This is a genomic window from Paenibacillus agricola (assembly GCF_011440305.1).
Lineage (GTDB): Bacteria > Bacillota > Bacilli > Paenibacillales > NBRC-103111 > Paenibacillus_S > Paenibacillus_S agricola.
Window position 1 is genome coordinate 163,574 of record NZ_JAAOIW010000009.1, and the last position, 12,222, is coordinate 175,795.

The window sequence follows — 12,222 nt, forward strand, 5'->3', positions numbered from 1 at the left end:
GACAACCTGTTGTTGTAAGGGGCGGGCTCTTCTCCACTAGCCGATGCAATTTTAATTAACAACCTTGAAACAATAAAGTTAACGACAACGATGATGGCAAGATCCGCCACAACGAAAACCACCGCATTGAAAACCGCCGCATTGAAAGCCACCGCATTGAAAGCCACCACAGAAACCGCTGCAAAAACCTACACAAGCAGCACCACAAAAACCACCACAAAAACCAACACAAAAGCCGCCGAAACCAACGCATAGCCGTGACGGGTCCTGCTGATTCATGCCATTTGGAAACTGAACCCCTGGGTACTGGTTTTGTTGATTCCAAGGCGTCATCTCTCCGGCCTGAAATTGGGAAACGCTCAATTGTTGAAGATCATTTTGAAATTGATTCATTGTAAAAACCTCCTATTATTTTTTTCTGATCACTGATACAACCATGAAGGAAGGATTGAACTGAACATACCTCCAATCTATGGTAATTATCCGCTTCTGTTACTAATACAAACGCCCATTATATGGGCGTTTGTACCAAAGCAAGCTATTGTGACCGGAGGAAGCATGGGAAGAGTCGCCCAAATGAAGCATTTATTCGCACAATTGAGTACAATTAGTAAGGGTAGTACAAAGATTTTGACAAAACATACGCTAAGACCTATTCTGGAAACAAAAATTCGATTTTTCCTACGCTAAGGAAGGAAGAATCGAATTTTCTCGGTAATATGCTTTACTTCAATAATTATTGAGGGTTATTATGCAGATTCCCTCTTAACTTTAGAACTTCTTGAAGAACTAAAATTTCATGTCGAATTTTTGAGAATCCTTCGATTTCAGGTATATTTTTCATTTTAAAAGGGGAATTGTGATCTACTGCTATGGCCATGGTTTCAAATATATAGAGCAATTCAGAGAGGTCTGCTTCTGAAAGGACGGACCGTTCATAATATTTTAAACTTGCGTCTAGGTAATAACCCATTTGCTCTACCGAGAATATAATGGGCCACATGGCTTCTATCCTATTAATGTGCAACTCACCTAAAGAGGTATTGTATACCGTTAATAGGTTGGATAAATTGGTTTGCATTTTACTTCTTTCTCTACTCTCATCAATTGTAATTTTGCTGTTGTTTTCGGAGAACAGCATTAGTAAAAATTGTCCCTGACTTCGAATGGTTTTAGCGATAAAATGGTTCAGCAAACCAGATGCTAATCTCCTTCCAATGACGATCGTACCAACAAGACCAATCATACTTCCTACTAAGATGTCCGTAATTCTTACTGTCGCAAAATAGGGAAAGTCAAAAACACCAGTTGAGTATTCCGCCATCACTAAAGCAGCGGGTGTAAAAAACATCGCAGCAAATCCATAATTTTTAACAATAAAAATCTCGGTTAGAAACGTTAAACCTAATATAAAGAGGATGATCATATACCCGTTATGCACATTTGCAAGAATCAAGCTTGCGATTAAAATACCTACTATAGTTCCAAAAGCCCTTTGAATAGCACGGTGGAAAGTGCCGATAAAAGTAGATCCAGCCATGACAGCAGCACAGGATAATGGAATCCAATAGGAACGATTAAAGTCGAAAGAAATGGCAATAATGGCCGCAAAAATAATGAAAACTCCACTGCGTACAGCCGTGAGAAAGACGACCGAATTTTTATCGAAATTTCCTAGAAATTGAGTTTTTAGTGATGGTTTTGAAATTTGGACTTCTCGTTGGATATGATCAACCGATTCATTCAATACAGCATAGGCGTTGTTAATTTTTACGAATAAATTCTCTACTTCTTTATCCATCTGCTCTTGGTGTGGAATGGTTTCATTAATTTTCTGTTTATCTCCAATGGCAAGTGCAAGAGCACGAACAGATTGCGTTAATTCTATCGGTAGGTTAGCCTTACCCTTGAAAGCTAATTCAAGTGCTTCCAAAAATAGGGTATTAGCTTGTTCATTTAATAAAAACAATCGCTTAAAGGTATTTGCTTTTGCTAGAGTGGAATATCCAGCCACGAGGATATCTTCTGCATCTTTCAAGGCCAAAACGGTTCGATGTCTAGCCGTATTAAAATTCTCGGTACCCACAGAATTTAGAACCTCAGCCAATTCATAATAAACCTTCTTCATTGCCTTAATTTCAGGTCCATGAGGGTTGACAAACCAACCTAGCATGGAGATTATCCAAGATAGCGCCCCACCTAGCAACACAAGTCCTCCACGTAACGGGGCCAGCGATGGATCAACAGGCATACCTGTCGTCATCGCATAAATTAAAATGAAAAATATAGCTGAGGGCCCTGTAATTCGTAAAGCACCAAATATAAATATCGGCAGTGCTCCAATAAGGCCCATTACAAAAGCTGCACCAAGCGGATAGGGTGCCAAAACAGTACCTAACACAATGGATAAAGTGATTCCTAACATGACAAAGAAAATTCTTTTAGCTCTCTGTGCATAGGGTTGATTAAAAACGTATAGATAGGTAAACCCCCCAAGACTAGCTAGCAAACCATACTCAAAATGATTCAATAAAAGTCCGATAAACACAGGCAATGAAGCAGCCAGTCCGGCTCTAAAAGCCTTAAGATATGGAAACGGAATATCTTTTAATTTAAATGCCTGTACAAACGTTTTATGAAGCGTTTTGATTTTAGAATCGTCTGCTCCTCCTGATTTCCTTTGCTTTATATGGTTCATTCTACATAATCCTTTCTAAATTTCTACTTCAAAATAAAGTGTATAACTTCCCAAGCAACACTCTCCGCTTTACCACTTTGTGAGATACGTTCAAAGAGAAATAAGATCCCGAGAAAGTTTATTAAGCCGCTCGCAGCCGTTTTCAGTGACGAGCACCATATCTTCAATCATGATTGCTCCAATACCGTAGCCATAGTACGGCGTTTCCAAACAAACGACCATGCCTGGACAAAAGACGGCTTTTTCGGAAGGACTGATGAACGGAGCTTCCTCTGCCGCGAGGCTTAGACCCGCGCTATGTCCCAGATGGCCTCGGTTGTAATTGTCCAATCCGGCATCATGTATCACATTCATCGCTTCGTGAAAAGCAGTTTGCATCGGTATCCCCGGCTTAATGATTTGCAGGAGGTGATCGTGCCCTGCTCGTAGCGCCTCGTAAATATGCTTCACTATATCCGTGGGGGAACCGAGCACAAAGGTCCGGGCAATGTCCGAACCGTATCCGTTCACATCCACACCCACATCAAACTTGATCACATCTCCCGCTTTCGCTGGATAAGTATCGAATATATGTGCAGGGGCAAAATGAGCCCCTACAGAAATCATATTGAATCGGGAAACCGATCCTTCGATATGGTTCATCAAGGCTAATCGGAAAGCATGAGCAATTTCTGCGGCCGTACTGCCTGTTCGAATCGTCTGGATCGCTTCAACTATTCCGGATTCGGCATAAACGCAGCTTAAGCGCAGCTGCTCAATTTCCCAATCCGTTTTGATCACCCGCAGCTCGGTAAATATCCCGCCTGCTTCTACAAGCTTTAGATTTGGAGCGATTTGACGTAATACATTCATGGGCTCGTGCCGTAAGGCGCTTAACTCGATGGCAATGATGCCGTTTTGAACGCCAAACTCAGCCAACGTTTCATGAAACAATCCGAACATTTCCTGCACCTGATGGGCCGTGGGACGCTTGCCCTCATATTTGCCACCTCGAAGACCGAGCGGATCGTCCACGTCTACCCATGTCGGATAGGTCCTAATCTCGCATCCCTGTAAATTTGCCGAAACACCAGAGGCTTCGAAATCATTCATAATGATGACCTTCTTGCGGGTTGGATCGCGAAACAAGACAACAATGGCTACTTCGTTCATGCGCAATGTATACATAAAAGTACTCGGGTGACCCGATAGGTAGTAAAAATTCTCACAACTCAGGGCCACGAGAGCATCGATTTTTTCTCTTTCCATAATGAATCTTGCTCTCTCATCAATTGCTTTTAAATGATCTTCATCTATATGCAGCAAATCTCAAACACCTCCAGCTAATGGTTAAATTGCTGCAAAAACTTGCGCGCCCGCTCCGTGTTCGGTTGAGAAAAAAACGACTCTGGCTCTCCTTCTTCTTGAATACTACCTTCACTCATAAAAATGACACGGTCCGCTACTTCTTGGGCAAACTTCATCTCATGGGTGACAATAATCATCGTCATACCTTCTAAGGCAAGCTGCTTCATCACCGACAATACTTCACCAGTCAATTCCGGATCGAGAGCCGAAGTGGGCTCATCGAATAGCATAATTTGCGGCCGAACCGCCAGCGATCTTGCTATCGCTACTCGCTGTTGCTGACCACCGGAAAGCCGGGAAGGATATTCATCCCTCTTATTCAGCAAGCCAACCTTCTCGAGCAAAGCTTCGGCTAACTGAATAGCTTCTTTTTTAGGCACTTTCTTAGCAAACAAGGGTGCCGTAATAATATTCTGCAACACCGTCATGTGCGGGAATAAATTAAAAGACTGAAAAACCATCCCTGTTAATGTACGAAATTGCCGAATGGCTTGCTTTTTCTTCTTGGCGTCCATGGAGGCTTCCCACATCACATCGCCCACACGAATCAACCCTTCACTCGGCTCCTCTAAACCGTTAAGACAGCGAAGCAACGTACTTTTTCCGGAACCGCTCGGTCCAATGAGCACAACGATTTCCTGAGGACGGACATTAAAACGAACACTATGCAGGACTTCCAAATTGTTAAAGCTTTTTGAAAGCTTGTCTACTTCAATCATGCTGAAACACGCCCTTAATAAGCTCTCGATAAATTATCTTCAATACGGTTAAGGATAGCGGAAAAGACCAAGCTCATGATCCAATACATGATGGCAATGGCAATATAGAATGGCATGGCAATATAATAATTTGCTATTAACAGTTGAGCCGATCGCAGCAACTCAGTTACGGTAACGATGGAAACGAGAGAGGTTTCCTTCAGTATACCGATAAAGGTGTTGCCCATTGGCGGGATCGCTACTCGCGCAGCCTGCGGAAGAACGATTCTCCGCATAGTCTGCCAAGGGGACAAGCCAAGAGATAAAGCGGCTTCCGTCTGTCCTTTGCTGACCGAAACAATCGCACCGCGGAACGTTTCGGATAAATACGCGGCAATGTTAAGACTAAGAGCAACACAGGCCGCGGTAAGCGGACCAAATTTGATCCCGTAATCAGGCAAACCAAAGTATACTATGAATATTTGCACAAGAATCGGGGTTCCACGAAAGATTGAAACATAGACTCTGGCTATACTGCTTATCAGCAGATTTCCTTTCAAACGGGCGATGGCTAAGATCAAAGCGAGAAAGAAGCCAAAAAACATCGAGACGATCGTAATATACAAAGTATAGTAGGCGCCCTTCAGAAGAAAATCAAAGTTTTGTGCAACAAGTCCCATTCATGCATCTCCCCCATATGCTGTACTCCCTTTAGATGTTAGGATCGACACCAAACCATTTTTGGAATATTTCTTTAAACGTGCCGTCAGATTTCATCTCATCCAAAGCGTTGTTGACCGCACCCAGCAGCTCTGGATTATTCTTACGAATAGCGATACCGGCAAAATCATCTTTTATAGCTTCCCCTACCGCTTTAATTTTGATCTGATTTTTTTCAACGAGTGGTGTAATGGCAAACATATTGTTAATAGTCGCATCGATTCTCCCGATATTCAAATCCGTTAACGAAGTGATTACATCATTATAAGTAACGATTTCAAAATCTCCCACCTTCGGAATCAATGTTTCGCGCAAATATTTTTCGTCGTTAGTGCCTAGCCCAACACCGATTTTTTTGCTTTTAAAATCTTCAACGGATTGGATGGTCGTATTTCCTTCTTGTACTATGACATTAACACTGTTTTTAATATAAGGTGTTGAGAAATCCATCGTTTTTTTGCGATCTTCCGTAATCGTCACTTGGGAGACTAGCGCGTCGTATTTATCCTTCTGCAGCCCTTCGATCAAGCCGGAAAATTCCCCAGTAATGAATTCGACTTCAACGCCCATTCTCTTAGCAACTTCCTTGGCGACATCGGCGTCGAATCCGTCGACCTCATGCTTGTCATTCAGGAAATTGTACGGAGCGTAAGTTCCCATGAGGCCAATATTAATTTTTCCCGATTTCTTAATGTTATCCAGCAAGTTTGCCGATGTCCCAGCAGGTGTATTGTTTGGCATTGTCTCCGGCGTTTGCGTAGACTTCGTGGAGCAGCTCGCTAATACGAGGGCAATTGCACTTACTAACATAACGGCTCTGAATGATTGTTTCACTTTAATCGACATATCTTTTTCCTCCTGTGGTTTAACCATTGTGTAATGATTTACGTTCAATGACACTGATCACCTTTAGTTTGCCACTTTCAATGATTTCTAAAGCAAGCTTTTCTTTGCTTTAAAAGTGCCAATAAAGCGTTCCTTGCAACACCCCTGCGGAGCTGACCACATCGGAAACCTGTTTTCTCGGGATTGACCAGGTGAGACAAGAACGCTATGGGATGAAGGATTGATGCCCTGCCAGTCACTCTTCCCAGAAAGCCAAAATGTTGTTAAGCGCAAGCTTGCCTGCTTCGGCAAAAAACCCTCTGCATGGGTCGCAGAAGGGTCATCGGTTAAAAAAATAGAGTGCCAATGGAACAATCCCTCATCTCTAAGAAGTGGGGGTTTGAATACTATCTCAACGTTTTTAATGCACCGCTCCAAGCAAGCACTTGGTCAAGCATGCCATTAACATTTGTAAGATGCAGATCAGCTGGTTTGAAAACAGTTCCGTTCTCAAAATCAGTGAATAGTGACAATGCGGGATGTACACGAACATCCGCTACGGACAATTCCCCCAAGATTCCACGTAAATGCTCAGCTGCACGAGCCCCGCCCACGGAACCATAGCTAACAATACCAGCTGCTTTATTGTTCCATGCATCACGCGCATAATCAAGTGCATTTTTCAATGATGCTGATATACTGTGGTTGTATTCTTGAACGATAAATACGAAGCCATCCAAGCTTGCAAGCTTTGCATTCCAAGCTGTCGCTTGTTCTGTAGCATCGACTTCTCCTAAAAGTGGCAGCTTAAAGTCTGCGATATCTACGATTTCATAATTAGCATCGTTGCGTTTATCAGCGATACTTTTTACCCATTCTCCCACTTGTGGACTTACACGTCCTTGACGAGTACTTCCTAAGATAATTCCGATAGCTAATTTCCCCATTATTTTTTCCTCCTGATAAGTTGATTTATGAAATTTAAAAGATCCCATCTTATTATGATTAAAATTAAAGGCAAATATTCAAACCCTTCTTCTTGATTGGACATGAACAAAGTAGACCGTGGGAATTACACCCCTATGCGGTGCGTAGCAACTCTTGGACGACACCCTTCGCCACCTTAGAGCTGGTATCATCATCCCATTTAGACAAAAAAGCCGTCTGCGAATTCCGCAGACGACTTTCACTTCAATTGTAAAAAACAATAATTTCTCAGCTAATTCCACTTGTTACCTCTGTATGTGTGCACATCTATGGAGACCGCTAAGCCTTCAACAAATGCGATTTAGTTAATTTCGAACCTATGTCTGTTTTCCTCAACCCACTCCGCAAAAGACTTAAGTGCAACACCATACTGCTTTGTTTCTTGAATTTCAAATCCATATCCAGGAACATTCTCCATCCATTCCATAAAATAAACCGTTCCTTGAAACAGACCACGCTTTACGGCTTCCTCATTACTGACCGTTTCGAAGACCACTTTCTTATCAAGAACGCGACTCAGCGTTTGTGCAATCTGCGTCATGGAAAGCTCATCGCTTGCGACATTAATATCCTTTCCATGAAACTTCTTTGGATTCTCAAAAGCTGCACGGGCGAATTTGGCTGTATCCTCCCCGGAATTCAGTTTTAAAGGGGTATCCCCATTCATAGCGCCAAACAAAACCCCATTTTTCAATTCAGGCGCCATAAATGCTGCACTAGGCTCCACAAAATTTTCCATAAACCAGCAAGGGTGCAAAATCGTCCAATACCGGAAACCGCCATTGCGTATGCTCTCTTCGATTTCGTACTTGGCCTCCCAGATCTGAGCGAGGGACTTGTATTTGTCCCAACGCGGAAACAGATTGGTGCCGGCGACCGATGTGTGTACGACTTGTTCGATACCGGCTTTCCTTGCAGCTTGCACCATGTTTGCAGCGTTACGCGGCTCAACCGCGGGATCGGAGGGGTCGGCGTACTGTGCCGAAAAAATCGCCGATACATTTTCCATGGCAGGTTCCAACGATGCCAAATCGGCCATGTCTCCTTGGATAATTTCAGCACCCTTAGCAGCCAATTGTTTGGAAGCCGATGACTCCGCGTTTCTGGTAAGGATACGCACACGATGACCGTGTTTCAACAACTCACGAGCTACATTTCCGCCTTGTGTTCCTGTGCCGCCTATAATTAAAATTGACTCTAACGAGTTTTGTTCCATACTTAATCTCTCCAATCATACAGAATGAATTTGAATGAACAACTGAATTATATTACTCAGGTAAAGTTTAGTCAATAGTCAGGTTACTTTTATTATCACCTGTGAATTTAACCAATTCAATCATAATCAAAGCAAATACAAAAAAACGCACCCACTCTCTTGAGCGGTGCGTACTTCTACCCTATTTTGCATGAAAGACAAAAGATATGCGGGCCCGCATCCTCATGGTCTGTAAAGCTTGACCGAAATCACGAAGGCGCCTTGGCGCATCCAAATTGTGACGGGCGTTTTCTCATTTCACGATCAGCAGGTTTTCAAATCGCCTCCTACTTTCTTCCAGAGCATCGAAATTACCGCCCTCGATAGCCCAATGAAGACAGACCCCATTGGCAATACAACACATCGTATCGTGCAAATCTTCAGCACTCGCCGGGTTTTTCACTTGACCCGCGTCTTTGGCCCGTTGAATCAGAATTGGAATAATGCTGCCCAACAACGTTGATTTGCCCTTGGTGAGCGGAATGATTTCATTTCGAAGGTGGACCCTGTAAAATTCCTTGGTCAGTTCGACTCCCGAGCGAACAATATGCTTAACATAAGTCCCCATTACCTTCATGGCCTGATCGGCATAATCGCTGACAGACAGAATTTCCAGTAAATCATCCTGGGTTATCAGATTGTCAACCGAAAAAAATTCGGATATTAACTCATCTTTGGATTTGAAATAGTAGTAAAAGGCGGTTTTTGTCACATTAATCTCTTTACATATCTGATTGATCGTGACTTGATCGAATCCGTGTTCTATAAATAAATTTATCCCTGTGGACAAAAAGGCTTCTTTTGTTGCGCCTCGAGTGCTCATTTTTTGTACCCCACTCCTTTACCATTAGTATAAATCATTTAACAAAGAAATAGTAATAGATTATCTCGGGTCGAGGATCTGGATCTTCTGTCGGATATAAATAACCAATATTCGATTCTTATGAAAAACGCAGTGGTTTATAAGAACGCTCTATAAGCCAAATCGTTGTCGAAGGAGGACAATAAAGAGCTCTCCCGCATACACGCCGGCGAACTCCTTGGAATCGGTGCAGCAGCATTGCTATATGTAGTTACGTTACGATGTATTGTCCTTAATTGTTTAATTAGAATTGTAAGCCGAATAGGTGTATGTACTAAACTTTCATCGTCCAATCTTGATTGGAAAAACACATTCAATCATTACGATCGAGTGGGCTATAATATTTCATTCATTTCTTTCCAGGTATATATCTTTACTTTTTCAAATTGGTTTTCCGCGGCTTTAATCATTGCTTTCACAATGCTTCCTTTTTAGCCCCCTAGAAGACTTGGACAGCACACCCCTTAATCCAATTCAATAAAAGTAGACGGAGGGGAACGTTATGAAACGTGTGCAATATGACCTTAATTTCAAGATGGAAATTATTCGAAAAGGGAAAGAGATCGGGAACTTTACAGCCGTAGCCGGCAGCATGAACTGGATCCCAAGATGGTCTTGCGGTGGGCCAAAGAATCCTAACGGAACAGGTACGCCAATGGATATTCCCCGCGGCTGAAAAACTGAATATGGTGAGTATGTTCCGAAAAAGGAACTGACAAACAACCGAATGTAAGGGTCTAAAGTTAGAGAGCATATGGAAACATAGGGGCCATCCATATCCATGAGTAACGAGGAGCTAATGAACTAGTAATTTCAATTAGATGGTACGCGGAGTGCTTTGGAAACTGGCACGCTCCGTGTGGAGCAGAGGAAAAGCTGGAGATCACATCAAATGCTTACCTAGTGCTACTTTAATTACAAAGACGAACAGCAACTATTTACAGGAAACTGTTCGTCTTTGTCCTTGCTACCATGTGATGTACGTCGACATCTTTTTGCTGCAATATTATGGAATATCAATACCAAAGCTTTGTGCCATATTGCTAATAAACTCATCTTCGTTCAGTTCTTCACGTGCCTTCATTAACTCTTCGCCGGTATGGTATCTCAATTGGCTGGAAGGATCAGTTGCCGCCTTGTAAATCAATTCGGCAACAAGATTCGGAGAATCGACTTGTTGAGGGTCAAACAAGCCTTGGTACACTGATCCGATTTTTTGCTCGATTTCACTATAATTCGTCAATTGGGTATCCTGCAGCGGGTCCATAGATCTCCCTGCAAAATCGGTATTAGTGCGTCCCGGCTCTACGATCTTTACCCGAATATTGAGTGGGGCTAACTCGTACAATAGAGCTTCCGTAAGTCCGTTTAGGGCGAATTTGGAAGCATTATAAAGAGAAAACAACGGAAGTGCGAGTCTTCCTCCCCCGGAGCTAATGTTGATAATAAGTCCCTGACGATTCTTTCTGAAGTGAGGCAGGATCGATTTTATTACCTTCATCGGGCCAAAAACATTGACGTCAAACTGTCTTTGGATTTGTTCTTCTGTTGCAGCTTCAAAGATACCAAATGCACCGTAACCTGCATTGTTTACAATCACATCAATATTCCCGAATTTCGTGATCCCTTGCTCAATCGCGTTGTGGATGGATTCTTTGATTTCAACGTCGAGATGGGTGACCAAAATGTTCTCGACCTTGGTAAATTCCGTTTCTTTTTCAGGAGAACGCATGGTTGCAATTACATTCCATCCTTTGTTCGCGAAATGTAAGGCCGTTGCTCTCCCGATTCCTGCCGATGCACCGGTAATCAATATAGTTTTCATCCTTAGTTCCTCCTCTAATCCCCTGCTGGGGAAGAATATAACTCGATTTTGCGATTTATGAGTTCCATGCAGCGCGTTAGTTGCTCAATTTGGTCTTTGGTTCGCGTGTTTTGTTGACGAAGCAGTTTAATACGCTCGTTTTTAGATTCGTCTCCCTGAATGACGAGTTGCGCGAATTTCTTCATTTCGGCAATACCCATTCCCGTTTCGCGAAGGCAGCAAGCGAATTTGATCCATTCAATGTCTTCGGAATCATAAATGCGAATGCCGTTTTCACTACGCTTTACGGGCGGAAGAATACCTTCCTTTTCATAGTAACGAAGCGTGTGAATTGATAATCCAGTCTCGTTGGCGAGTTGACTAATTTGCAGACTCATAAGAAGATCCACCCGTTTTTTGACATCGGACATTTCTCCTTTCTAATGAATTAGTTTAAAGCATATCATCTAGAGTGCACTCTATGTCAAGGCTTTCAGTGGGATAAGACAGAAACTTGTTTTGCGAGGGGGTTATACTCAGTGTTTTGCTGCGAGTTTTATGAAGGCTACCTAATCATACTCTTAACGAAGTGTCTACTATCTTGACAGAATTCCAGAACCTAAGATGCCTTTTTAGCCCCCTAGAAGACTTGGACAGCACACCCCTTAATCCAATTCAATAAAAGTAGACGGAGGGGAACGTTATGAAACGTGTGCAATATGACCTTAATTTCAAGATGGAAATTATTCGAAAAGGGAAAGAGATCGGGAACTTTACGGTCGTATCCCGGCAGCATGAACTGGATCCCAAGATGGTCTTGCGGTGGGCCAAAGAATTAAACCGTAAAGATGTGGACCAGTTGGACGGGGCCAGCAAGCGGCAAACTGCCTTTATCCCTACTGCAGGCTCATTTTGAGCGAATTGCCAAGGAAGGACGCAAATATGGAGGTAGCCTACTCATTATTAGCCAACGTCCTTCTGAACTGAACACTACTGTAATGAGTCAGTGTAATAACGTAGTTGCGC

13 protein-coding genes are annotated in these 12,222 nt (G+C 42.8%); 2 read left to right on the forward strand and 11 right to left on the reverse strand.

Going from position 1 to position 12,222, the window contains the following annotated elements:
* Positions 1–78: 78 nt before the first annotated feature.
* The 9 genes from G9U52_RS23240 to G9U52_RS23285 form a co-directional block, all read right to left on the reverse strand.
* Positions 79–393, reverse strand: a complete 315-nt coding sequence (locus G9U52_RS23240; RefSeq protein WP_166153033.1) for a heterocycloanthracin/sonorensin family bacteriocin — start codon at positions 391–393, stop codon at positions 79–81.
* 343 nt (positions 394–736) lie between these two features.
* Entirely contained in the window at positions 737–2,698 is a 1,962-nt protein-coding gene (locus G9U52_RS23245) for an FUSC family protein (RefSeq protein ID WP_166153034.1), read from the reverse strand.
* 90 nt (positions 2,699–2,788) lie between these two features.
* Positions 2,789–4,003, reverse strand: coding sequence for a M24 family metallopeptidase (locus G9U52_RS23250; RefSeq protein WP_166153035.1), 1,215 nt, complete (start codon positions 4,001–4,003; stop codon positions 2,789–2,791).
* 17 nt (positions 4,004–4,020) lie between these two features.
* On the reverse strand, positions 4,021–4,764 hold the full coding sequence (locus G9U52_RS23255; protein ID WP_166153037.1) for an amino acid ABC transporter ATP-binding protein: 744 nt from the start codon (positions 4,762–4,764) through the stop codon (positions 4,021–4,023).
* Between the two features lie 14 nt (positions 4,765–4,778).
* Positions 4,779–5,423, reverse strand: coding sequence for an amino acid ABC transporter permease (locus tag G9U52_RS23260; RefSeq protein WP_166153038.1), 645 nt, complete (start codon positions 5,421–5,423; stop codon positions 4,779–4,781).
* Between the two features lie 31 nt (positions 5,424–5,454).
* Entirely contained in the window at positions 5,455–6,309 is an 855-nt protein-coding gene (locus G9U52_RS23265; protein WP_166153040.1) for a transporter substrate-binding domain-containing protein, read from the reverse strand.
* A 386-nt stretch (positions 6,310–6,695) separates the two neighbouring features.
* Entirely contained in the window at positions 6,696–7,235 is a 540-nt protein-coding gene (locus tag G9U52_RS23275) for an NADPH-dependent FMN reductase (RefSeq protein ID WP_166153041.1), read from the reverse strand.
* A 341-nt stretch (positions 7,236–7,576) separates the two neighbouring features.
* Positions 7,577–8,491: an NmrA/HSCARG family protein gene (locus tag G9U52_RS23280; protein ID WP_166153042.1), complete on the reverse strand. Its 915-nt coding sequence runs from the start codon at positions 8,489–8,491 to the stop codon at positions 7,577–7,579.
* 292 nt (positions 8,492–8,783) lie between these two features.
* Positions 8,784–9,353 (reverse strand): TetR/AcrR family transcriptional regulator, encoded by a 570-nt coding sequence (locus G9U52_RS23285; RefSeq protein WP_166153044.1) that lies wholly within the window; start codon positions 9,351–9,353, stop codon positions 8,784–8,786.
* A 541-nt stretch (positions 9,354–9,894) separates the two neighbouring features.
* Between G9U52_RS23285 and G9U52_RS23290 the strand changes: the two genes are divergently transcribed.
* Positions 9,895–10,068, forward strand: a complete 174-nt coding sequence (locus G9U52_RS23290; protein ID WP_166153045.1) for a hypothetical protein — start codon at positions 9,895–9,897, stop codon at positions 10,066–10,068.
* Positions 10,069–10,398: 330 nt separating this feature from the next.
* On the opposite strand, the gene G9U52_RS23295 is transcribed toward G9U52_RS23290, so the two are convergent.
* Complete coding sequence (locus tag G9U52_RS23295) at positions 10,399–11,217, reverse strand: SDR family oxidoreductase (RefSeq protein WP_166153047.1); 819 nt, start codon at positions 11,215–11,217, stop codon at positions 10,399–10,401.
* Positions 11,218–11,231: 14 nt separating this feature from the next.
* Complete coding sequence (locus tag G9U52_RS23300) at positions 11,232–11,594, reverse strand: MerR family transcriptional regulator (protein ID WP_166153048.1); 363 nt, start codon at positions 11,592–11,594, stop codon at positions 11,232–11,234.
* Positions 11,595–11,899: 305 nt separating this feature from the next.
* Here G9U52_RS23300 and G9U52_RS23305 point away from each other — a divergent pair, with 305 nt between their 5' ends.
* Complete coding sequence (locus G9U52_RS23305) at positions 11,900–12,112, forward strand: hypothetical protein (RefSeq protein WP_166153050.1); 213 nt, start codon at positions 11,900–11,902, stop codon at positions 12,110–12,112.
* Positions 12,113–12,222 lie beyond the last annotated feature (110 nt).

Bases quoted from the DNA above. Each gene is read 5' to 3' on its own strand.
- G9U52_RS23240 (WP_166153033.1), bottom strand. From the start codon at position 393: ATGAATCAATTTCAAAATGATCTTCAACAATTGAGCGTTTCCCAATTT.
- G9U52_RS23245 (WP_166153034.1), bottom strand. From the start codon at position 2,698: ATGAACCATATAAAGCAAAGGAAATCAGGAGGAGCAGACGATTCTAAA.
- G9U52_RS23255 (WP_166153037.1), bottom strand. From the start codon at position 4,764: ATGATTGAAGTAGACAAGCTTTCAAAAAGCTTTAACAATTTGGAAGTC.
- G9U52_RS23260 (WP_166153038.1), bottom strand. From the start codon at position 5,423: ATGGGACTTGTTGCACAAAACTTTGATTTTCTTCTGAAGGGCGCCTAC.
- G9U52_RS23265 (WP_166153040.1), bottom strand. From the start codon at position 6,309: ATGTCGATTAAAGTGAAACAATCATTCAGAGCCGTTATGTTAGTAAGT.
- G9U52_RS23275 (WP_166153041.1), bottom strand. From the start codon at position 7,235: ATGGGGAAATTAGCTATCGGAATTATCTTAGGAAGTACTCGTCAAGGA.
- G9U52_RS23280 (WP_166153042.1), bottom strand. From the start codon at position 8,491: ATGGAACAAAACTCGTTAGAGTCAATTTTAATTATAGGCGGCACAGGA.
- G9U52_RS23285 (WP_166153044.1), bottom strand. From the start codon at position 9,353: ATGAGCACTCGAGGCGCAACAAAAGAAGCCTTTTTGTCCACAGGGATA.
- G9U52_RS23290 (WP_166153045.1), top strand. From the start codon at position 9,895: ATGAAACGTGTGCAATATGACCTTAATTTCAAGATGGAAATTATTCGA.
- G9U52_RS23295 (WP_166153047.1), bottom strand. From the start codon at position 11,217: ATGAAAACTATATTGATTACCGGTGCATCGGCAGGAATCGGGAGAGCA.
- G9U52_RS23300 (WP_166153048.1), bottom strand. From the start codon at position 11,594: ATGAGTCTGCAAATTAGTCAACTCGCCAACGAGACTGGATTATCAATT.
- G9U52_RS23305 (WP_166153050.1), top strand. From the start codon at position 11,900: ATGAAACGTGTGCAATATGACCTTAATTTCAAGATGGAAATTATTCGA.